Genomic DNA, 18,759 nt, shown 5'->3' with positions numbered 1-18,759 from the left:
TCGACAGCTTCTTCATCCGCCGCGTAGACCCGGATACGGGCGAGACCAATATCACCAACGGTGGCAATGGCCTAGCAGGTTTCGTTGCGGCGATGAATATCGTTGATGTAGAGGGCGGTGCGCAGATGAGTGTGAATGGCAACACCATCCTTGTCGAGGGCGTCACGGCGGCGCAGCTGACGGTCGAGGATTTCCAGTTCCTGTAGTCGACATCGGCCTCTGCGCCGCCGCCTGTTTTCTTTTAACTTTCGGTAAATGCCGCAAGGCTGCCATGATTTGTTAAGCGCATGGCAGCCTTGCTTTGCCACCTTGGGTCTCGCGTGGGGACGCGGGAAACGGGTGGATATACATGGCGGTCAATCTGGCCCATATCGGGACGAGTCGCGCGGCGACTTTCGAGGTTGCGCGTCCAGTGGTGGCGATCACGCCCCTGCCGGACGGGGGATTTTTACTGGCCGATTTCGCCGCTGGTCAGAGCCGTGCCGTGCGCGCCACCGCCTCCGGCCCGTTGCTAGACGCGCCGTGGTTTCACGAGGCAACACCACGCATTGCCGTCACGGTCGGGGATAGGCAGGGCGCGCTGCCCCCGGGCCTGTTGTCGGATCTGCTTGTTGCATGGGATGCCGGGCTGCGCAGCGGCGTGCCGGGGTTTCTGGGGCAGGGTGCGGTGCAAACGCAGGCTTCTACCCTTCTTGCTGGCCGGTTCGGGGGGCGAGATCTCTTGCTTGTTGCCGCCGCAGATGGCGCGGGTCTTTCGAGCTTTGTCCTTGGTCCCGATCAGAGCGTGCAGGCAGGCATCACGGTGTCGGATAGCGATACGCTCTATCTGCGCGCCATTTCCGACATCGCGGTGATTGACAGGGCTGGCGAGGTATTCGTCTTTGCCGCCTCTGCCCGGGAACACGGCATAACGGCCCTGCGTCTCTTGGAGGATGGTGGGCTTGAACCCGTGACCAGCCTTGGGCACAATGACAGCCTGCCGGTGCAGACGATCACGGCGCTCGCCCCGGCGGAGATTGCCGGGCAGTCCTTTCTGATCCTCGCCGCAGCGGACAGCTCCAGCCTGACGGTGCTTCGCGTCGGCAGCAGCGGCGCGTTAGATGTCGTGGATCACGTGATCGACGGGCTTGCGACGCGGTTCGCTGGGGTGTCCCATCTCGAGGTGGTGACCGTTGAGGGGCATGTTTTCGTGCTGGTCGCAGGCCGGGACGCAGGGCTCAGCCTTTTGCGCCTGACCGCAGAGGGGCGGCTGTTGCATCTCGATACGCTTGCGGACGAGGCGGCCTTTGCCCTTAACGGTGTCTCGGGTCTTGCGGCGCAGGTCCGAGCAGGCGGGATCGACATTCTGGTGACGGCAGCGGGTGAGGCGGGGCTGAGTCTCTTTCGTGTGGATCTCGGTCCTTTGGGTCTGGTTCTGCACGGCAATGCGGCTCGGATTGAAGGTGGCGCACACGATGACCTCTTGTCGCGCGGCAGCGGAAACGGGGTGCTCGACGGTGCAGAGGGCGACGATACGCTGAGCGATGGTCCCGGCGCGGATACGCTGATTGGGGGCGCGGGGGCCGATGTCTTTGTCCTCAGGGCGGATGGGCTGCGCGATGTCATTGCCGATTTCACCCTTGGCGAGGATCGGCTCGACCTCTCACTCTGGCCGATGTTGCGCAATCTCGGGCAGTTGGACTTTGTCTCGACAAGCACGGGGGGCGTGCTGCGCTCTGGGCAAGAGGAGTTGGAGCTGCGCAATGCGGCAGGCGGGGCCTTTGCCGTCACGGATCTACCCGATCTGCTCTTGCCTTTGGTCTCGCATCTCGATGTGACCCTGGGGCCGGTGCAGGTGGCCCCACCTCAGTTGAGCCTGCCACCCGTGCCGCCACCACCCGTGCCGCCGCCTGTGCTGCCCGGTGTTGCTCCGCGTCTGCTTGTGGGTGACGCGGGCGATGACCTGCTCGAAGGCGGAGCCGAGGCCGACACGCTGGCGGGCAAGGCTGGCAATGACACCCTGCGCGGCGATGCAGGCAACGACCGCCTTGCCGGGGGCGACGGGAATGACCGCATTGATGGCGGGGCGGGCGATGACAATCTGGGTGGCGGTCATGGGGCGGACCGGCTCGACGGACAGGCGGGAAATGACACGATGGGGGGCGGCGCGGGCGATGACACCCTCTTTGGCGGCGACGGTGCCGATATTCTGAGCGGCGGGCCGGGGCGCGATCTGCTCGAAGGCGAGGCGGGCAATGACCGGCTCGCGGGCAGCTTCGACCATGACACGGTGCGCGGCGGCAGCGGCGATGACCGTATCGGCGGTGGTCCCGGGCGCGATCTGCTCGACGGGGGCGACGGCAACGACGCGCTGGGCGGAGGCGAGGCCGACGATACCGTGCTGGGTGGTGCGGGGGATGATTTTCTGGCAGGCGGCGGGCGCAATGACTTGCTGGATGGAGGGCCCGGCAATGATACGCTCAACGCCGGTGCTGGCCATGACCGGCTTATCGGCAGAGAGGGGGCCGATGTCTTTGTGTTCAACGAATTCACCGCAGGCGAACGTGATGTGATCGTTGATTTTCAGGTTGGAGAGGATCGCTTACGCTTGGCTGGGATCGAAGGGCAGGGGTTGACGGGCCGCTTTCTCGCGCTCGACATTCAGGATGCCGACGCGGGTGCACTCTTGCGCCACGCGGGCCATGAAATCCTGCTGGATGATGTGACGGCGGCCAGTCTGTCGCGCGACGATTTCATCTTCCTGTGAGGCGCCCCAAGGCTGGAAAGGTCCGGTTCAGCACACCGGCCCATCCGGTGCCATGAAACCCGTCCCGCGGATCGAGTGGATAACCCAGCGTCTTGAAATCAATGTCGTAAATGCCCCGGATCGTCGCGAGTGTTTCGGGCGAAATGAAATTTTCGTAGTTGAATTTCATGCCGCTCAACTGGCGCGCCGAGAGCTTGCCAAGATAGCCCTCGACCGGGGTTTCCGGCAGGCGGGTGCGGTTGAGCACGCGCGGTGTATGCCGCAATCCCAGCTTACGCGCGACCCGCGATAGCTCCACATCCAACCGCTCGACATGAACCACGTAATCGTAGTGGATGCCCACCTCCTTGTAAAAGGCGGGCACCTGCGTTTCCCAATGACCGTTGATCAGGTTCTCAGGGCGCGGACGGCTGGCATGCAGATGCGCGATCGTGTCCAGAAACGCCTCAAACGACATGCTGTTGTCCTGCGCATCGGCCCCGGTGCGCGCGCAATAGATATCATGGAGGTCCTGCGCAAAGGGCTCCAGATCCGCACGGGAGTGCAGTGGCCTGCCGCGATAGATGCAGAACTTGTTGAAATAGGCGCTGGTGATCCGTGTTACCGGATGTCGCACGACGATCACCGACCGATAGTTGCGTGTCACAAGTGCCTCGGCACAGCCGCGAAAAGGGGCGCTGCTGGTGTGAAAATACTGCTTCTGGGCCGGGCGCGACGGCATGTTATCGGCGATAAAGTTGAACAGCGTGGTGCAGGCCGCCTTTTGCGACCAAAAGAACACGGTTCTGCTGTCATCATGAATATAGCCGCGCCAGCCCATGCGCCCCGCCTTTGACCCAAGGTTCGTCCTTCATGGCTTAATGCGCGGGGCCTTGGTTGGCAACGCGCAGGTGGGGTTTTTGCGCCTTGTCTCGCGCGGCTTGGGTTATTAGGTTGCGCCAGACCGACTGGAGGGCATTCGATCATCATGGCCAAGCGCCTTTTTCTGCATGTCGGAATGCCGAAATGTGCCACGACGTCGATTCAGGCCTTTCTCGCAGAGCATGCCAACGATCTGGCTGCGCGTGGGCTGCATTATGCCTTCGCCCCCGGCGCGCAGGTTCCCGAGCAGGGGAATGCCAGCCATCTCGCCAATGCCTTGATCACGGGCGACCCTCGGCAAGGGTGGGCGCTTCTCGATTATTTCCTGCGTGCCGAAGGCGATGTGATCCTCAGTTCCGAGTATCTCTTTGGCGTCTCCCGTGGATCTGTCGCGGAGGATCTGATTGCGCGCATCCGCCATGCCGGCTTCGATGTCAGTTTGATCTGTTATTTCCGCCGTCAGGATCTGTGGATCGAGTCCGACTACAAGCAGCATGTCAAAAGCGGCGCAAACTGGCGCCGGGGAATCGTGGCGCTGCTGGACGAACGGGTCGAAAAGCAGGTGCTGAACTATAACGCCATGCTGATGAACTGGTCCCGCTTCGTGGGGCATGACAATGTGATCGCGGTGCCCTTGAGACCAGAGCAAGGGCCTGACTACGCCGTGCGCCGGTTTCTTGAGGTGCTGGGTGTTGCGGATATGCTGCCACAGGGGGCCGCCGGCCGAAGGCATCACAATGTCAGCCCGCCGACCGGCCTTATAGAGCCTGCGCGCTACCTCAAGCGTGCGATGCTGGATCGGGGCGTTTCCATGTCGCTTGTTCAGCAGGAGGTGGACCGCTTCTTTGACGTGGCCCCACGGTTGGTCCACGTGCCAAAGCGGCGGTTCCTGCTGACCCATATCCGCCGGCAACGTCTCTTGCAGAATTGTGAGACCTCGAATGCCGCGCTCGCGCGCAACTTTCTTGGCGGTGTTCCAGCGTTCGACATGGTGCCAGAGCACGACGACCCAAGCGAAATTCCGCTGGGGGCCGAGGCCGCAGGCATTCTTGCGGCTTATCATGTAGACGGCCAAAGCCACTTGCGCAGGCACAGTCAAATCTTGCGCGGCTTGAGCCGGCTCAAACGCTCTGTGACGGGATTGCGGATCAGAAGTTGATGATATCCCGGTGATATCGGCGCAGCAGCAACAGACCAAGCGCCAGCGTGACGCCCGACACGGCCAGCACATAAACCGACGAGACATAGGTGGCGTCATAGGTGCTGTAAATTCCCTTGCGCACCAGTCCGATGGGGTGGGTCAACGGATTCCACCACATCCAGTCCCGATAGGGCAGAGGCACAGTATCAAACAGGACAATGACGCCGGAAACCAAGAAAAGAGGGCGGTTCAAGACCGCCCATGCCCGTTCCCAGATCGGTAGGACCGATAGCAGAAAGCAATTTAGCGTCCCGATACCCGCCCCAAGCGCAAACGCGAGCATGTAGCCCCAGGCAATAGCCTTCATGTCGATGATGACATTGAGATCATAGAAAATGATGATCAGGGGCAAGAGGATCACCGCAATCATGATGCTTGTGATGGCATTCAGAAGAAAACGCGCAATGAGTGCGTCGGTGTATGTGACCCCGGGATAGAACAACAACTGCTTGGAGTAGCGCAGCGCAACCGACATTTTGTTGCTCACATCCATATAGGCCATGAACGGCAAAATACCCGTCGCGAAAAACAGCGGAAAGCTGGTGCCGAGACTTGGACTTCTGAACGCCAGGGAAAAGACGAAGGTCAGTAGGAAAATACCCGCCACCGGTTCCAGAATGGCCCAGAGATACCCCAGTGAAGAGCGCCCATAGGTCGCAGACATCTCGCGCAGCATCAGCGCGATTACCGTCTGGACGGTGCCCGTCCGCTTGCGGGGCAGGGCAGGGGGAAAGGTTACATTTGTCATCTTGACGGATGGTGTATCACCCTGTCCTTTGATAGAAAATCCCCATCCGACAGATATGATCGGACAACAACAGACCAAAGAGCACGATTTGAACCAGTCCAATTCACCTGCGGAAAAAGTGGCCCAACCCTCTGAGCAGGGTGCCGCCCCCAAAACCGGACCGGGTCCGAACGTGGTTCAGGCCCCGTCCCCCAAGACGCCCGTGCGGCCGCCTGCCAAACCAGCGCGCCTGCGCCTGCGGCATGTGATCATTGTTCTCAGCTTTGTTCTTTGGGTGGTCCTGCCTGTGGCGGTGTCGGGCTGGTATCTCTACACTGTCGCGCGCGACCAATACGCAAGCCATGTCGGCTTTTCGGTGCGTACAGAGGAAATCGGCTCTGCCATCGAACTTTTGGGCGGCATCACCGAGTTGTCGGGGTCCAGTTCCTCAGACACGGACATTCTCTACGAATTCATCCAGAGCCCGCAAATCGTGCGCGCCGTGGACGATCAACTCGACATGGCGCGGATTTACCAGCGCTCTGGCGATCCGGTGTTCACGCTCGGAGAAGATACAAGGATCGAGGCGCTGCTGTCTTACTGGCAGCGCATGGTCAAGATTTTCTATGACCGCAGCAGTGGCCTGGTGGAAATCCGTGTGCTCGCCTTTGAGCCACAGGATGCCAAGGCCGTGGCCGAAGTGGTGTTTGCCGAGAGCAGCAACATGATAAATCAGCTGTCGGCCATCGCCCGCGCTGATGCCATGCGCTATGCCGAGGAAGAACTGGCGCGCGCCGAGGATCGGCTCAAGGTATCCAACAGGTCGCTCACCAGTTTCCGCAATCGGACACAGATTGTCGATCCGGCGGCCGATGTTCAGGGTCAGATGGGCCTGTTGAACTCGCTCAACGCGCAGATGGCCGAGGCACAGATCGAGCTAGAGCTTTTGCTCGATAACGCCAACCAGAACGATCCGCGCGTCAATCAGGCCAACCGCAAGATCGCGGCGATCCAGAAATTGATCGACGAAGAGCGTTCGACGTTCGGCGGGGCGTCTGGCGTGTCCGGTGTTCAGCAGTATTCGGAACTGATCGAAGAATATCAGGCCCTCGAACTCGAACGGCAGTTCGCCGAGAAGAGCTATCTTTCGGCGCTTGCCGCGCGCGATGTCGCTTTGGCCGAGGCGCAGCGGCAGTCGCGCTATCTCGCCACCCATATTTCGCCGACCTTGGCCGAAACCGCAGAGTATCCGCGGCGCGAATTGTTGCTCTTGATGATTGCGGGCTTCTTGCTTTTGTCCTGGTCGATTCTTGTGATGGTCTACTACTCCCTGCGCGACAGGCGCTGAGCGGACACGTCCGATGATCGAGATACGCAACCTGTGCAAGACCTTCGTGCTCAACGGGCGGCGCAAGGTGGTTGCGGACAACATCTCTGCCGTGTTCCCGGATCGCACCGCGGTGGCCATTCTCGGACGCAACGGCGCCGGCAAATCAAGCCTGCTCAAGATGTTGGCGGGTTCCATGGACGCCGACAGCGGCGAGGTGATCAGCACTGGCACGATTTCCTGGCCAGTGGGCTTCGCCGGGAGCTTTCATCCCGAGATGACCGGGTTACAGAATGTCCGCTTCATCGCGCGGGTCTACGGCGTGGACACGGCGGAGCTTGTCGATTTCGTCGCGGACTTTGCTGGGCTGGGCCAGCATTTCAACCTGCCTGTGCGCACCTATTCCTCCGGGATGCGCTCGCGCCTCGCCTTTGGGGTGTCGATGGGCATTCACTTTGAAACCTATCTCGTGGACGAGGTTACAGCGGTCGGCGACGCTGCCTTTCGTGAAAAATCCGAACTGCTCTTTGCAGAACGGATCACGCAGAGCGGGGCGGTCATGGTGACGCATAACATGGCGCAGGTCAAACGCCTCTGCACCCTTGCCGGTGTGCTCGAGGATGGACGCCTCAGCTTCTATGACGACGTGGACGAGGCCATCGCGCACCATCAGGAATTGATGAAAGCCAGCAGAGCAAATTCTGGTTGATACCTGTCCTAGCGGGGCGGGCGACCTCTGCCGCCCTTTGGGCTTTTTCAGGTGTCGTCTTCGCGGCTCACAGGGGCCCGGTTGTCAAACCCGAATTGTGTCAGCAGAGCCTCGTTATGAGGGCGAAACTGCTCTTCCAGCCATGCGATCCGCTCTGCGCTGCGGCCCATGTCCGGCTCTTGCGTGTGGTGAAACGCGGTCAGAAACATTTGCCGGATATCGTCATCCGCACAGGCCGGATCCAGCATGGATGCCGCGATGATGTCGCAATCCTGCATCCGCAACGAGGGATTGGTATCGTGATGCGGGACCTCCCAGATCATGCCCTCGGGATGGCCCAGAACCGCGTCGAGCACGGGTTGGATATTGCGGTGACTGTCGAGGATGAGTGGCAGACCGGGAAACAGCCTGCCCCAGTTTGTCAGGTACGCTGCGGGCTTCATCGTGTCGATCCGACGCTTGGCAAAGGTCTCGAAATCACGCCCGCCATAGGGTTTGCGCTCGGCCAGAAAGGTATCGAAGAACTGCTTCATGAATTGCGAATAATCGCCAAACACGAAATCACTGAAGGGGCGCAGGAAAACCAGAAGCTGCACCGCAATCCCTGCCTCCTTGGTGATCTCTGCAAGTGCAATGCCCCGCTTTGAGAGCGAATAGAGATCCTCATGGCTCAGCACCACGGTGTGCACCCCATCCACGAACATGGCGGCCACTTCGGCCTTGGTAATTTCGGCGATATCACCGGCATTGCCAGGATGGGTTCCGGGCGGCGCGGGATAGTGAATGCCCTGCTGCAACAGCGCCTCGGAATTCTGTAGCATCACGCGCTGGAGATAGGTCGAGCCACATTTGGGCGAGCCGATATGCAGAATGATCTTTTGGGTCATGTGGCAGGCTTCTAGGGTCGTGCAAGGCGTGTGGCAAGCCGATTGGCAAGATCGTCGATCATGTCCTCCGGATGACTGCCAAGGTCGCGCAGGTCAATTTCTCGCTCAGAATTGCTTACCGGGGCGGCGTGCCACGCTGTGCTAAGCGCATCGGCCAGATCTGGTGCCGTGGCGGGTACGGACAGGATCGCGGGGCTCAACCGGCTCAGGTCCTTGGGGCCAAAGCCATTGGTGACGACCCGCACCCCGGCGGCTGCCATTTCCAGCGGTGGGTGGCTGGGATGCGGTGAATACATCAGTGACAGACCCAGATCGACCGTGCCCAGATAGTCGGGGTAATCCTCCCACGGCAGTTTGCCGAGACTCCGAAGCACATGGCCCCCCGGCAGGGTAACATCGCCGTGATGCTGTCCGATGGATATGAGTTCGATTTCCTCGGGGCGCAGATTCTCTAGGGTGACAAACCGTGCGAGCGCTTCGATTGCAGTGGCATACATATTGCGCGGCACATCGGGCCGCCCATAGAGCGCCAGACGGCGTGGCCCGTTGCCCGCCGCATGGCGCGCGACATGGCTATAGCGCGCGATGTCGATCGACGGATGAAACGACAGAGCATCCCCTGAGGCAAACCCGAACCCTTGCTGGGCAAACCAGTCACGCAAAAGGGTCGTGTTGAACACCGGATCGAAATCAAAGTGATAGCTGGCCATGGCATCGGCGAATTCCGGACCCCAGGCATAGAAATGCGGCTCATAGTCCTGAATGAGATAGAGAAACCGTGCCTGTGGCATCTCGTTCCGCCGGATCAGCTTTTCCGCCACATGCGCGCTCCACCAGGCAGTAGCCATGAACATATCCTCGGCATGGAGCGAGAGCGTCTTGCTCTGCACGCCGCATAGCAGGCTGATGCGCGCGGCAGCCGCTTCTCGGTCATGGCCCTGTCCAAGACGCCCCAGCACGAAACTGCGCGACGTGCCCGGAGAGGACAACGGCAGATCGGTGGCGATAAACCGCACGGCATAGCCGCGCACCGCAAGTCCAAGCCCAATGTCGAGCGCGGTGGCAATCCCGGCAAAGATCTCGGTCGGGTTGAGTGTCGGCACAAGGATGTTCAGCGCGGCATGCGGTGCCGTGAACTCTGGCACAAAGCGCGGTTCCTTGCGTAGATCGATAATGGACTCGTGCTTGACCGGTGCCTTTGCCGGACCGGAGAAACTCTTGGGCGGGCGCGGTGACATGCCCGGCGACAGCGAATAGAGCCGCGTGTCAAATGCGTCGATAGCATTTCGCAGCCCCGGTCCAAGCGCTTCCCGCAGGCTCCAGATGGCGCGTCCGACGCTGACCACGGCGAATCCGGCCGCGATCCGCGCCAACCCTGCGTGCCCCTGCAGCCCCAAGGCGAAGGCATCGCGCAGATGTATGCCCATCCCGCGCATGCGGCGCAGATAGGGGCGCAGCGGCGCGGTTTTGGCCTCGCCATGTTTCAGGCGGCCGTCGGTGACGGCATCGCTCAGCCGGTTATAGGTCGACTGTCCAAGGTATCGCGCCAGCGCATAGGCAGTCGCTTCTTTGCGCATCCACATGGCGTCGGGGCGCTTCCAGCGTGGGCCTTTGGCCCGGCTGCGATCAATCGCACCCATCACGTTGCTCTGATGCTGGCGATAATCCACCAGCGGCGCGTCGATCAGATGCACTCCGCCCGTCGCCGAGGCCAAGAGGCCAAGCCAGAGGTCATGGTAGAAATGCACCCCGCTCTGCGGTGGAAAGGGCAGCGCCAGCCGCACCAGCCGGGGCCGCATCAGCGTGGTCATGCCGGTGATATTGTTGCGATACAGCAGGCCACGCAGGCCGGGTTTCTTCTTGCGCCGCTCAAAGGCGAACATCGAGCGGTGCAACTCGGTCGTCCCATCCGGCCCGACAAGGCGTGCATCGCTGTGAACAAGATCCGCACCGCTGGCTGCCAGCGCCGCAACCCCGCGCTCCAGACGATCGACATGCCAAATGTCATCCTGATCGCAGAGCGCGATCAACGCCGCATCCTCGTCCAACCCCTCGGCGTCGATCAGGTTCAGCGCCTCGCTCAGCCCCGCCTCAAAGGCCCGCACCGCATCGAGTGGAACGTCGCTGGGAACCAGTGTCAGGGGTAGGTTTGGGGCTGCGGCCGCTGCTGTCGCGGCGACCAGCGCCTCGGAACACGTATCGGCAATGACCGCCACCAAATGACACTCGGCATGGGTCTGATCCGCAAGCGACCTGATTTGCGCCGCCAGATATGCAGACTCGGGCTGGAACACGGCCATTATGATGAAAATGCGCGGTGCCATTATGTCCTGAGTAATCAAAATACCGCTTGCGCTCTAACCGAGCGCTCTTGCCAATGCAAGCCGGGCGCATCCGGCACAAGGTCTCTGACCTGTGTTGCCCGCCGTGTCATTCAACCGTAACAGATTTTGCAAGGTTTCTGGGTTGATCCACATCGGTCCCTTTGGCCACGGCGGTGTGATAGGCGAGCAACTGCGCGGGCAGCGCATAGAGGATGGGGGCCAGCATGGGGTCTGTATCGGGCAGGGTGATGGTCTGCCAGACGCAATCACCCGCCTGCATAACGCCCCGCGCATCCGACACCAGCACCATTCGCCCGCCGCGCGCCATGACCTCTTGCATGTTCGAGACAGTCTTGTCGAACAGCGCATCGCAGGGGGCCATGACAACCACCGGCATCGTCTCGTCAATCAGCGCGATCGGCCCGTGCTTCAACTCGCCCGAAGCATAGGCCTCGGCGTGGATATAGCTGATTTCCTTGAGTTTCAGCGCCCCTTCCAGCGCCAGAGGATACATCAGGCCACGCCCAAGAAAGAGCGCGCTTGGGGCGGTCGCAAGCTGCCGCGCGATGGCTCTGATCTGGTCGCTGCACTCCATCGCGGTGTTGAACGCGGCCGGCAGGGCGCGCAGCCCGGACAGAAGATCGGCCAGACGTTCCGGCCCGATATGGCCCCGGTCCTGCGCAGCCTTGAGCGCCAAGAGCAGGAGCACGGTTAACTGACAGGTAAAGGCCTTGGTCGAGGCCACGCCGATCTCGGCCCCAGCATGAATCGACAGGACGAGATCGCTCTCGCGGGCGATGGAACTCTCTGGCACATTGACCACAGAGAGGATCTCTCGGGCACGCCCCTGCATATAGCGTAGCGCGGCCAGCGTATCGGCGGTCTCGCCCGACTGGCTGACAAAGACCGCCACGGTGCCGGGGCTCACGGGTGGCTCGCGATAGCGAAACTCCGAGGCGATATCGACCTCGACCGGCAGACGCGCCAATTGCTCGAACCAATATTTCGCGGTGAGACATGCATAATAGGCGGTGCCGCAGGCGACGAGTGTCAGCCGCTCGATCTGGGCAAAGTTCGGCACGCCCTCGGGCAGGGTCAGGCTGGTGCCGTCGCTGCTCAGATAATGCCCGAGGGCTGCTCCGATGACCGAGGGCTGCTCGGCGATTTCCTTGGCCATGAAATGCCGGTGCCCCGCCTTGTCGACACGGGCGGCCTCGATCTCGATGGTCTTGATGGGGCGGTTGGCCAGATGACCATGGATGTCCGTGACCTCCAGGCTTTGGCGCGTCACAACCGCGATGTCGCCCTCTTCCAGATACGTGATCCGGTCGGTCATCGGGGCCAGCGCAATGGCGTCTGAGCCGACGAACATCTCGCCCGTGCCATGGCCCACCGCCAAAGGGCTGCCGCGTCGCGCGGCGACCAGCAGATCGGGCTCATTCTCGAACAGGAAACAGAGCGCATAGGCCCCTTCAAGACGGCCAACCGTGGCGCGCGCTGCATCGACCGGGCTCATGCCGCGCTGCATATAATGATGCGCCAGAAGGGCCACGGTCCCGGTGTCGGTCTCGGTCTCATGGGCGATGCCATGGGCGGCCAGTTCGGCCCGCAGAGCCCGGAAATTCTCGATGATGCCGTTATGCACCACCGCCACGGGTCCGGATCGGTGCGGATGGGCGTTCGCCTCGGTCGGGGCCCCATGGGTGGCCCAGCGGGTGTGTCCGATCCCTGCCTTGCCCGCCAGCGGATGATGGACCAGCAGATCGGCCAGATTCACCAACTTGCCCACCGCGCGGCGACGATCCAGACGCCCGTCGTTGATCGTGGCGATCCCGGCGCTGTCATAGCCACGATATTCCAGCCGCTTGAGCGCCTCAACCAGCAGCGGCGCCGCCTCGTGATCCCCCAGAACCCCGACAATCCCACACATCACATTGCCCCTTTGTCGCGTTTTCCGGCGCGAGCCTTCAACAGATCGAAGAGCTTGCGCGCGCGCCCGGGCATGTCCACTTGCGGCGCTCGGGCAATGGCCAGCGCATCCGGGGCCACATCGCGGGTGATCACCGATCCTGATCCGGTCATGGCCCCGTCGCCCAAGGTGACGGGGGCCACCAGCATGGTGTTCGAGCCCACGAATACGCGCGCGCCGATCACCGTTTCATGCTTGCTCACACCGTCGTAGTTACAGGTGATGGTGCCAGCGCCGATATTGCTCTCGTCGCCCACGCGCGCATCGCCGATGTAGCTCAGGTGATTGACCTTGGCCCCTTCGCCGATCAGCGCATTCTTGACCTCGACGAAATTGCCGATGCGAGCGTGTTCGGCCAGTTCGGTGCCGGGGCGCAGCCGGGCATAGGGACCAACCACCGCACCGCGCGCCACATGGCAGCCCTCCAGATGCGAAAACGCGCGAATATGCGCGCCGGTCTCGACGGTCACGCCGGGGCCAAAGACCACATAGGGCTCGACCAGGCTGTCGCGGCCCAGCCATGTGTCATAGGCGAATTGCACAGTGTCCGGCGCGACGAGGGTCACGCCGGTTTCCAGCGCCTCGGCCCGTTTGCGGGCCTGAAACGCGGCCTCTGCCCGCGCCAGTTCGGCGCGTGAATTGATACCCATGGTCTCGGCTTCGTCGCAGGTGACGGCGGTGGCCGACAGCCCCCGCGCGCGGGCCAGACCCACGATGTCGGTCAGGTAATATTCACCCGCCGCATTGGCGTTGCCGACCTCTGCGATCAGATCAAAAAGCAAGGCCGCAGGTGCCAGAACCACGCCGCTATTGCAAAGCGTTACGGCCCGCTCGGCTTCGGTCGCGTCCTTGAACTCGACAATCCGGAGCAGGTCGTTGCCCTGCACCACCAATCGCCCATAGCGGCCCGGATCGGCGGCCTCGAACCCCAGCACAACGATGTCATGGGCGCCGCGCGCCGCCTGCATCCGTTCCAGCGTATCAGGCTGGATAAAGGGCGTGTCGCCATAGAGCACCAGCGCATCGCCCTCGTATCCTGCCAGACGCGGCGCGGCCTGCGCCACCGCATGGGCGGTGCCCAGTTGCTCCGACTGGATCACGATTTCCGCGCTCTCGTCAAACTCAAGTGCGGCGGCACGCACCGCCTCGACGCCATGTCCGGCCACAACGATCACTTGGTCGGGTTCCAATGTCGCGCCCGCCTGCATCGCATGCCCCAGCATCGGCGCACCGCCGATCGGGTGCAGCACCTTGGGAAGGTCGGAATTCATCCGCGTCCCCTGACCTGCGGCCAGTATGATCAGTGCCGTCGCCATTCTGCGCCCTCTGCCTCGGTTGCGTCCGTTTTATCCGGTTGCGGCACAGGTGCAAGGGCGGGGGCCGAATGGGCACTTACTTCTGCGCATTTATCTGCCCATTTATGGGTTTTAACCTTTCCTTCACGTCAACTGGGTGGTGTAATTTTTCTGCAACCCATTGCAGCGCAAGGAGGCGAGGAAACTGAGAGAAACCGAATTTCGGAAATGGATGGTGTTACTTGCAGCGGGGACGCTGCTCGTTGGGATCATCCGGCTCTTGATGGGGCTCTGACCCCCTGAAAGAAAAGACCCTGCGGAGCGCCAACTCCGCAGGGTCACGTTTTCGGTGCGGACACTGAAAACCGATTTTCGGATGTCCTGTTTATACCCCAATTCCTACCAAAAAGTAAAGCTGCGCCTGTGCCCCAAGCAAAACGCCGCCCCAAAGGGCGGCGTTTGTCGTATCCGGCTGGAAACAGGGTTTAGAACCCGAGGCCAGCGTATTTGTTCTTGAACTTCGACACACGGCCACCAGCATCCATCAGACGCGAGCTACCGCCCGTCCAGGCGGGGTGCACCGAGGGGTCGATGTCAAGCGACAGCGTGTCGCCTTCTTTGCCATAGGTCGAGCGCATCTGAACGATGGTGCCGTCGGTCATCTTGACGTCGATGACGTGATAATCGGGGTGGATGTCTTTTTTCATCGTACCAATCCTTACGCGGAAGTGCCCGACAGGGCCTTGTAATTGGCGTCCTCGGCGATGCGGGCCGATTTGCCGCGACGCGAGCGCAGGTAATACAGCTTGGCGCGGCGCACGCGACCACGGCGTACAACCTCGATGCTGTCGATATTGGTCGAATAGAGCGGGAACATACGCTCCACGCCTTCGCCAAAGGAAATCTTGCGGACCGTGAACGAACCGGCGATGCCCTTGCCATTCTTGCGGCTGATGCACACGCCTTCAAAGTTCTGCACGCGGCTGCGGGTGCCTTCGGTCACTTTGTAACCGACGCGGATCGTGTCGCCGGCTTTGAAATCGGGAATGGTCTTCCCGAGGGCGGCAATCTGTTCCGCCTCCAACTGAGCGATAATATCCATCGCTTCTCTCCTGATTTGCTTGCGGTTTTTTCCGCAAAGTGTCTCGCGTCCTAAGAGCTCTTGGTCTTCTTCCGGGTTCGCAGATGCGCCCGCCAGAGATCAGGTCGTCCTTGTCTGTGATCCGTTTGCCGGGGCTGCCGCAGGCGACCGAAGAAAGTCAGGCGGAAGATGTAGCCAATAACAAACGCGCCCGGAGCCGCCAAGCGATTCCAAGCTAGGCGGTGTATAGGGGCAAGTGCCGGATGGATCAAGCCTTGTCAGATTGGCCGCGACGGTGTTTTTCCCACAGATCGGGGCGCCGTTCGGCCGTCAGGCGCTCGGACATCTCGCGCCGCCATGTGTCGACCTTTGCGTGATCGCCCGAGGTCAGCACTTCGGGGATCACGCGGCCCTTCCAGTCGGCGGGGCGGGTATATTGCGGATGTTCCAGCAGCCCGTTGGAATGGCTTTCCTCGGCCGTGCTCTCGGCATTGCCCAGCACGCCGGGCAAAAGGCGCACTGTGGCGTCGATCAACGCTTGTGCTGCAATCTCGCCGCCGGTCATCACGAAATCGCCCAAGGAAACCTCTTGAATGCCGTAATGCTCGATCACGCGCTCATCGAGCCCCTCGAACCGGCCGCAGATCAGGGTCACACCGGGGCGCTGCGACAGCTCTTGCGCCATCGCCTGATCAAACCGCCGCCCCCGCGGGCTGAGATAGATCAGGGGCCAGCCGGGCGGTGTGCCTGCCATCGCCTCGTCAATCGCGCGGCCCATGACATCGGCCCGCAGAACCATGCCCGCGCCGCCGCCCGCAGGGGTGTCATCGACATTGCGATGCCGCCCCTCGCCGTAAGGGCGCAGGTCGATCGGATTGAGCGCCCAGAGACCGTTCTGCAACGCGCGTCCTGTCAGGCTCTCGCCCAGAACGCCCGGAAAGGCTTGGGGCAAGAGGGTGATCACGCGTGCTGTCCAGACGCCCGCCAGCTCTGGTGTGGGCGTGATCAACTCGCGCGGGGTCATGGTGGCGCGGATGGATTTGCGCCCATGCGAGCGGGGGGTATCGCTCATGTCAGACCATCGGGCGGGTCGGCGATGATGCGCTCTGCGGCCAGATCGACGGTTGGCACCGCCTCTTTGGTAAAGGGCAGGAGGATGGTCGAGGAAAGCCCCGGCGCGTGGATTTCCAGAATGTCCGACGCACCATGGTTGAGCACCGCCTTGACCCGTCCCAGCATCGCGCCGCCGGTGTCAAACACCTCAAGGCCGATCAGGTCGGCGTGATAGAATTCGTCATCCGGCAGATTGGGCAATTGTGCCCGCAACGCATAGAGCCGCGTGCCGCGCAGGGCATCGGCGGCCTCTTTGGTGGTGACGCCCGACAACTGCGCGGTAAATCCATTGGTGGTCTGGCCCGTCAGGGTAACGTCGAAGGTGCGCGCGCCATCTTCGGTGCTGAGCGGGCTGTAGGCCGCGATATCCTCGGGCATGGCGGTAAAGCTCTTGAGCCGCACCTCGCCGCGCACACCAAAGGCGCCGCCAATGGCCCCTACGCAAATGCGGTCACTGTCGCTCATCGGCTTGTCTCCGGTTGTGCGGATAGGGGCATGATCAGCGCACCTCGGTCGGCAGAGTGGGCCGGCGGCTCTCCCATCCGGCCAGTTCCAGTTCGGGCGTTTCGCTTGTGGTTTCGGGCCAGCCGACGCAGAGATAGGCCACGAGGGCCCAGTTGTCGGGCACATCGAGATCGCGTGACAATTGCACGGGATCGAGGATCGACACCCAGCCCACGCCCAGCCCCTGTGCCCGCGCCGCCAGCCAGAAATGGGTGATCGCGCCCACCACGGAATAGCGCCGCATCTCGGGCATCGTGCCCGCGCCCAGACCGGCCCCCTTGTCGGTCGCCTCGTCGCAATAGACCGCCAGTTGCACCGGGGCCTCTTGCATCCCCGAGAGCTTGAGGCCGCTGTAAATGCGCGCCTTGTCACCGTCATACCCCGCCAAGGCCTGTGCATTGGCGGCGGTGAAATTCTCTAGTGCCGCAGCCCGCGCGCCGGGTGATTGCACCCGGATCACGCGCCACGGTTCGCTCAGCCCCACAGAGGGCGAGAGAAGGAAGGTGTCGAGGCAGTCTTGCAACACAGCCTCGTCCACCGCGTCCCGGCGAAAGCGGCGCACATCGCGCCGCCATCGCATGAGATCGCGCAGGCCAATCTGGAAGTCCTTGGAAAATTGCGACATTCCAGCGCCTTCCCGGTCTTATTCCTCGGCGGCTGCCTCTTCGGCAGGGGCGTTGGCGGCCTCGGCCTTGGCGGCTTTCTCGGCGGCGCGCTCTTGCGCCTTCTTGCCGGGAACGGCCTTTTTCAGGTTGGCGCGCTCTTTCTTGGCGATGACGCCAGCGGCTTCCAGCATGCGGCTGATGCGGTCGGTCGGCTGTGCGCCCTGCGCCAGCCAGTGCTGCACGCGCTCGACGTTCATCTTGACGCGGTCTTCGCTGTCCTTGGGCAGGAGCGGGTTATAGGTGCCCAGTTTTTCGATAAAGCGGCCATCGCGCGGCATGCGGCTGTCGGCGGCGACGATCCGGTAAGAGGGGCGTTTCTTGCTGCCACCACGGGCGAGACGGATTTTCATGGCCATTTGATATTCTCCTTTAATGGCGTGGGTTTGGCGGGGGTCAGATCCACCTTACGATTGATGCTTCTGGTGATGCCGGATCACCTCTGCGATGATGAAGTTCAAAAACTCCTTGGCAAAGGCGGGATCGAGATCGGCCGCTTTTGCCAATTCTTCGAGCCGTTCGATCTGTTGCGCCTCGCGCGCGGGATCGGACGGGGGAAGGTCGTATTCAGCCTTGAGTTTCCCCACGGCCTGCGTGTGCTTGAACCGTTCGGCCAGCGTGAAGACGAGGATCGCGTCGAGGCGGTCGATGCTCTGACGATGTTCCTTGAGAAGCTGCGCGGCAAGCGCGATTGCGTCAGTCATGCAAGACTCCGGCGGCTGAAAGAATGAGCGTGCATCATGCGTAGGCCTCGACCGAGCCGTCGTCGTCACGGCCCAAGGCGGCATCGGGGCCGGGGTGGCGGTAGAGCAGATCACGGCCCATGTGGATGTTGTCATACTCCCGCTCGAACCATGCGCCCAAGCGCTCGGCAAGGGCGACCGAGCGCGTATTGCCCGGCACGATGTTCGAGGTCAGCGTGTCAAAGCCCAAGTCCTCATAGGCATAGCGGCGCGCGCGGTGCGCGGCTTCATAGGCGATGCCGCGGCCTTCAAAACCGGCATAGAGCGCCCAGCCCAATTCCGGTTCAGGCCAGCCTTCGGGATTCCAGATGCCGGCGATGCCGGCTGTCTCGCCGGTCTCCTTCATCTCGATGGTGAAATAGCCATAGCCGTGGATATGCCAGTGCCCGACGTTGAGCGTGAACCAGCGCCAGGCATCGCCCCGGTTGGGCGAAGAGCCAAAGCCCTCGGACCGGTCCCGGTCGAGCAGAAAGGCGATGGTCGGCTCGATATCCCGCGCCTCTGGCCCACGCAGGATCAGGCGCGCGGTTTCCAAGACGGGGGCCTGGGTGAGGGTCATGGCCGGTCCCCCCGCTGGCGGGGTGCCGGTTGCACGGTCGGATCCGAGTAT

General features: G+C 62.1%; 18 protein-coding genes and 1 pseudogene. 5 read left to right on the top strand and 14 right to left on the bottom strand.

All coding sequences use genetic code 11. The features are described 5' to 3' along the window. Nucleotides 1-206: pseudogene (locus tag ROSMUC_RS05280) on the top strand (calcium-binding protein); the annotation flags it as partial. A gap of 143 nt (nt 207-349) precedes the next feature. Further along, entirely contained in the window at nt 350-2,746 is a 2,397-nt protein-coding gene (locus tag ROSMUC_RS20810) for a calcium-binding protein (RefSeq protein ID WP_146005669.1), read from the top strand. Here ROSMUC_RS20810 and ROSMUC_RS05270 read toward each other — a convergent pair. Then, nucleotides 2,733-3,566 (bottom strand): sulfotransferase family 2 domain-containing protein, encoded by an 834-nt coding sequence (locus ROSMUC_RS05270; protein ID WP_037270335.1) that lies wholly within the window; start codon nt 3,564-3,566, stop codon nt 2,733-2,735. The genes ROSMUC_RS20810 and ROSMUC_RS05270 overlap by 14 nt on opposite strands. 147 nt (nt 3,567-3,713) lie before the next feature. Between ROSMUC_RS05270 and ROSMUC_RS05265 the strand changes: the two genes are divergently transcribed. Continuing rightward, on the top strand, nt 3,714-4,766 hold the full coding sequence (locus tag ROSMUC_RS05265) for a hypothetical protein (RefSeq protein WP_037270334.1): 1,053 nt from the start codon (nt 3,714-3,716) through the stop codon (nt 4,764-4,766). Here ROSMUC_RS05265 and ROSMUC_RS05260 read toward each other — a convergent pair. After that, complete coding sequence (locus ROSMUC_RS05260; RefSeq protein WP_245875116.1) at nt 4,756-5,484, bottom strand: ABC transporter permease; 729 nt, start codon at nt 5,482-5,484, stop codon at nt 4,756-4,758. The two genes, ROSMUC_RS05265 and ROSMUC_RS05260, sit on opposite strands and share 11 nt — an antisense overlap. 127 nt (nt 5,485-5,611) lie before the next feature. Here ROSMUC_RS05260 and ROSMUC_RS05255 point away from each other — a divergent pair, with 127 nt between their 5' ends. Both ROSMUC_RS05255 and ROSMUC_RS05250 read left to right on the top strand, forming a co-directional pair. Next, on the top strand, nt 5,612-6,883 hold the full coding sequence (locus ROSMUC_RS05255) for a KpsE/RkpR family capsule polysaccharide export protein (protein ID WP_102105871.1): 1,272 nt from the start codon (nt 5,612-5,614) through the stop codon (nt 6,881-6,883). Nucleotides 6,884-6,896: 13 nt separating this feature from the next. Beyond that, on the top strand, nt 6,897-7,571 hold the full coding sequence (locus ROSMUC_RS05250) for an ABC transporter ATP-binding protein (RefSeq protein WP_037270331.1): 675 nt from the start codon (nt 6,897-6,899) through the stop codon (nt 7,569-7,571). 47 nt (nt 7,572-7,618) lie between these two features. Here ROSMUC_RS05250 and ROSMUC_RS05245 read toward each other — a convergent pair whose 3' ends face one another. The 12 genes from ROSMUC_RS05245 to ROSMUC_RS05190 form a co-directional block, all read right to left on the bottom strand. Further along, the gene (locus ROSMUC_RS05245) at nt 7,619-8,458 is read right to left on the bottom strand and encodes a hypothetical protein (protein ID WP_037270330.1); all 840 of its coding nucleotides are present in this window, start codon (nt 8,456-8,458) and stop codon (nt 7,619-7,621) included. A gap of 11 nt (nt 8,459-8,469) precedes the next feature. Next, the gene (locus ROSMUC_RS05240; protein ID WP_245875115.1) at nt 8,470-10,782 is read right to left on the bottom strand and encodes a rhamnosyltransferase WsaF family glycosyltransferase; all 2,313 of its coding nucleotides are present in this window, start codon (nt 10,780-10,782) and stop codon (nt 8,470-8,472) included. A gap of 106 nt (nt 10,783-10,888) precedes the next feature. Then, a complete protein-coding gene (gene glmS, locus ROSMUC_RS05235; protein WP_037270328.1) occupies nt 10,889-12,712 on the bottom strand; it encodes a glutamine--fructose-6-phosphate transaminase (isomerizing) in 1,824 nt (607 codons plus the stop codon). Continuing rightward, on the bottom strand, nt 12,712-14,067 hold the full coding sequence (gene glmU / locus ROSMUC_RS05230) for a bifunctional UDP-N-acetylglucosamine diphosphorylase/glucosamine-1-phosphate N-acetyltransferase GlmU (protein ID WP_037270326.1): 1,356 nt from the start codon (nt 14,065-14,067) through the stop codon (nt 12,712-12,714). The genes glmS and glmU overlap by 1 nt, the downstream gene beginning before the upstream one ends. 464 nt (nt 14,068-14,531) lie before the next feature. Beyond that, on the bottom strand, nt 14,532-14,753 hold the full coding sequence (rpmE, locus tag ROSMUC_RS05225; RefSeq protein WP_037270324.1) for a 50S ribosomal protein L31: 222 nt from the start codon (nt 14,751-14,753) through the stop codon (nt 14,532-14,534). 11 nt (nt 14,754-14,764) lie between these two features. Next, nucleotides 14,765-15,148 (bottom strand): 50S ribosomal protein L19, encoded by a 384-nt coding sequence (gene rplS / locus ROSMUC_RS05220; protein ID WP_037270323.1) that lies wholly within the window; start codon nt 15,146-15,148, stop codon nt 14,765-14,767. Between the two features lie 247 nt (nt 15,149-15,395). Further along, nucleotides 15,396-16,199 carry a tRNA (guanosine(37)-N1)-methyltransferase TrmD gene (gene trmD, locus ROSMUC_RS05215; protein WP_037270321.1) on the bottom strand — a complete coding sequence of 268 codons (804 nt, stop codon included), beginning with the start codon at nt 16,197-16,199 and terminating at the stop codon, nt 15,396-15,398. Next, nucleotides 16,196-16,705, bottom strand: coding sequence for a ribosome maturation factor RimM (gene rimM / locus ROSMUC_RS05210; RefSeq protein WP_037270319.1), 510 nt, complete (start codon nt 16,703-16,705; stop codon nt 16,196-16,198). The genes trmD and rimM overlap by 4 nt, the downstream gene beginning before the upstream one ends. Nucleotides 16,706-16,739: 34 nt before the next feature. Further along, complete coding sequence (gene bluB, locus ROSMUC_RS05205) at nt 16,740-17,369, bottom strand: 5,6-dimethylbenzimidazole synthase (protein ID WP_037270317.1); 630 nt, start codon at nt 17,367-17,369, stop codon at nt 16,740-16,742. An 18-nt stretch (nt 17,370-17,387) separates the two neighbouring features. Beyond that, on the bottom strand, nt 17,388-17,765 hold the full coding sequence (gene rpsP / locus ROSMUC_RS05200; protein ID WP_037270315.1) for a 30S ribosomal protein S16: 378 nt from the start codon (nt 17,763-17,765) through the stop codon (nt 17,388-17,390). Nucleotides 17,766-17,813: 48 nt separating this feature from the next. Further along, nucleotides 17,814-18,110 (bottom strand): chorismate mutase, encoded by a 297-nt coding sequence (locus ROSMUC_RS05195; protein WP_037270313.1) that lies wholly within the window; start codon nt 18,108-18,110, stop codon nt 17,814-17,816. Nucleotides 18,111-18,144: 34 nt separating this feature from the next. Continuing rightward, entirely contained in the window at nt 18,145-18,708 is a 564-nt protein-coding gene (locus tag ROSMUC_RS05190; RefSeq protein WP_037270311.1) for a GNAT family N-acetyltransferase, read from the bottom strand. Nucleotides 18,709-18,759 lie beyond the last annotated feature (51 nt).

Source organism: Roseovarius mucosus DSM 17069 (assembly GCF_000768555.3).
GTDB classification, from domain to species: Bacteria; Pseudomonadota; Alphaproteobacteria; order Rhodobacterales; family Rhodobacteraceae; genus Roseovarius; species Roseovarius mucosus.
This window is presented reverse-complemented; position numbering and strand designations above follow the sequence as displayed.

Bases quoted from the DNA above. Each gene is read 5' to 3' on its own strand.
- ROSMUC_RS20810 (WP_146005669.1), top strand. From the start codon at position 350: ATGGCGGTCAATCTGGCCCATATCGGGACGAGTCGCGCGGCGACTTTC.
- ROSMUC_RS05270 (WP_037270335.1), bottom strand. From the start codon at position 3,566: ATGGGCTGGCGCGGCTATATTCATGATGACAGCAGAACCGTGTTCTTT.
- ROSMUC_RS05265 (WP_037270334.1), top strand. From the start codon at position 3,714: ATGGCCAAGCGCCTTTTTCTGCATGTCGGAATGCCGAAATGTGCCACG.
- ROSMUC_RS05260 (WP_245875116.1), bottom strand. From the start codon at position 5,484: ATGCTGCGCGAGATGTCTGCGACCTATGGGCGCTCTTCACTGGGGTAT.
- ROSMUC_RS05255 (WP_102105871.1), top strand. From the start codon at position 5,612: ATGATCGGACAACAACAGACCAAAGAGCACGATTTGAACCAGTCCAAT.
- ROSMUC_RS05250 (WP_037270331.1), top strand. From the start codon at position 6,897: ATGATCGAGATACGCAACCTGTGCAAGACCTTCGTGCTCAACGGGCGG.
- ROSMUC_RS05245 (WP_037270330.1), bottom strand. From the start codon at position 8,458: ATGACCCAAAAGATCATTCTGCATATCGGCTCGCCCAAATGTGGCTCG.
- ROSMUC_RS05240 (WP_245875115.1), bottom strand. From the start codon at position 10,782: ATGGCACCGCGCATTTTCATCATAATGGCCGTGTTCCAGCCCGAGTCT.
- glmS (WP_037270328.1), bottom strand. From the start codon at position 12,712: ATGTGTGGGATTGTCGGGGTTCTGGGGGATCACGAGGCGGCGCCGCTG.
- glmU (WP_037270326.1), bottom strand. From the start codon at position 14,067: ATGGCGACGGCACTGATCATACTGGCCGCAGGTCAGGGGACGCGGATG.
- rpmE (WP_037270324.1), bottom strand. From the start codon at position 14,753: ATGAAAAAAGACATCCACCCCGATTATCACGTCATCGACGTCAAGATG.
- rplS (WP_037270323.1), bottom strand. From the start codon at position 15,148: ATGGATATTATCGCTCAGTTGGAGGCGGAACAGATTGCCGCCCTCGGG.
- trmD (WP_037270321.1), bottom strand. From the start codon at position 16,199: ATGAGCGATACCCCCCGCTCGCATGGGCGCAAATCCATCCGCGCCACC.
- rimM (WP_037270319.1), bottom strand. From the start codon at position 16,705: ATGAGCGACAGTGACCGCATTTGCGTAGGGGCCATTGGCGGCGCCTTT.
- bluB (WP_037270317.1), bottom strand. From the start codon at position 17,369: ATGTCGCAATTTTCCAAGGACTTCCAGATTGGCCTGCGCGATCTCATG.
- rpsP (WP_037270315.1), bottom strand. From the start codon at position 17,765: ATGGCCATGAAAATCCGTCTCGCCCGTGGTGGCAGCAAGAAACGCCCC.
- ROSMUC_RS05195 (WP_037270313.1), bottom strand. From the start codon at position 18,110: ATGACTGACGCAATCGCGCTTGCCGCGCAGCTTCTCAAGGAACATCGT.
- ROSMUC_RS05190 (WP_037270311.1), bottom strand. From the start codon at position 18,708: ATGACCCTCACCCAGGCCCCCGTCTTGGAAACCGCGCGCCTGATCCTG.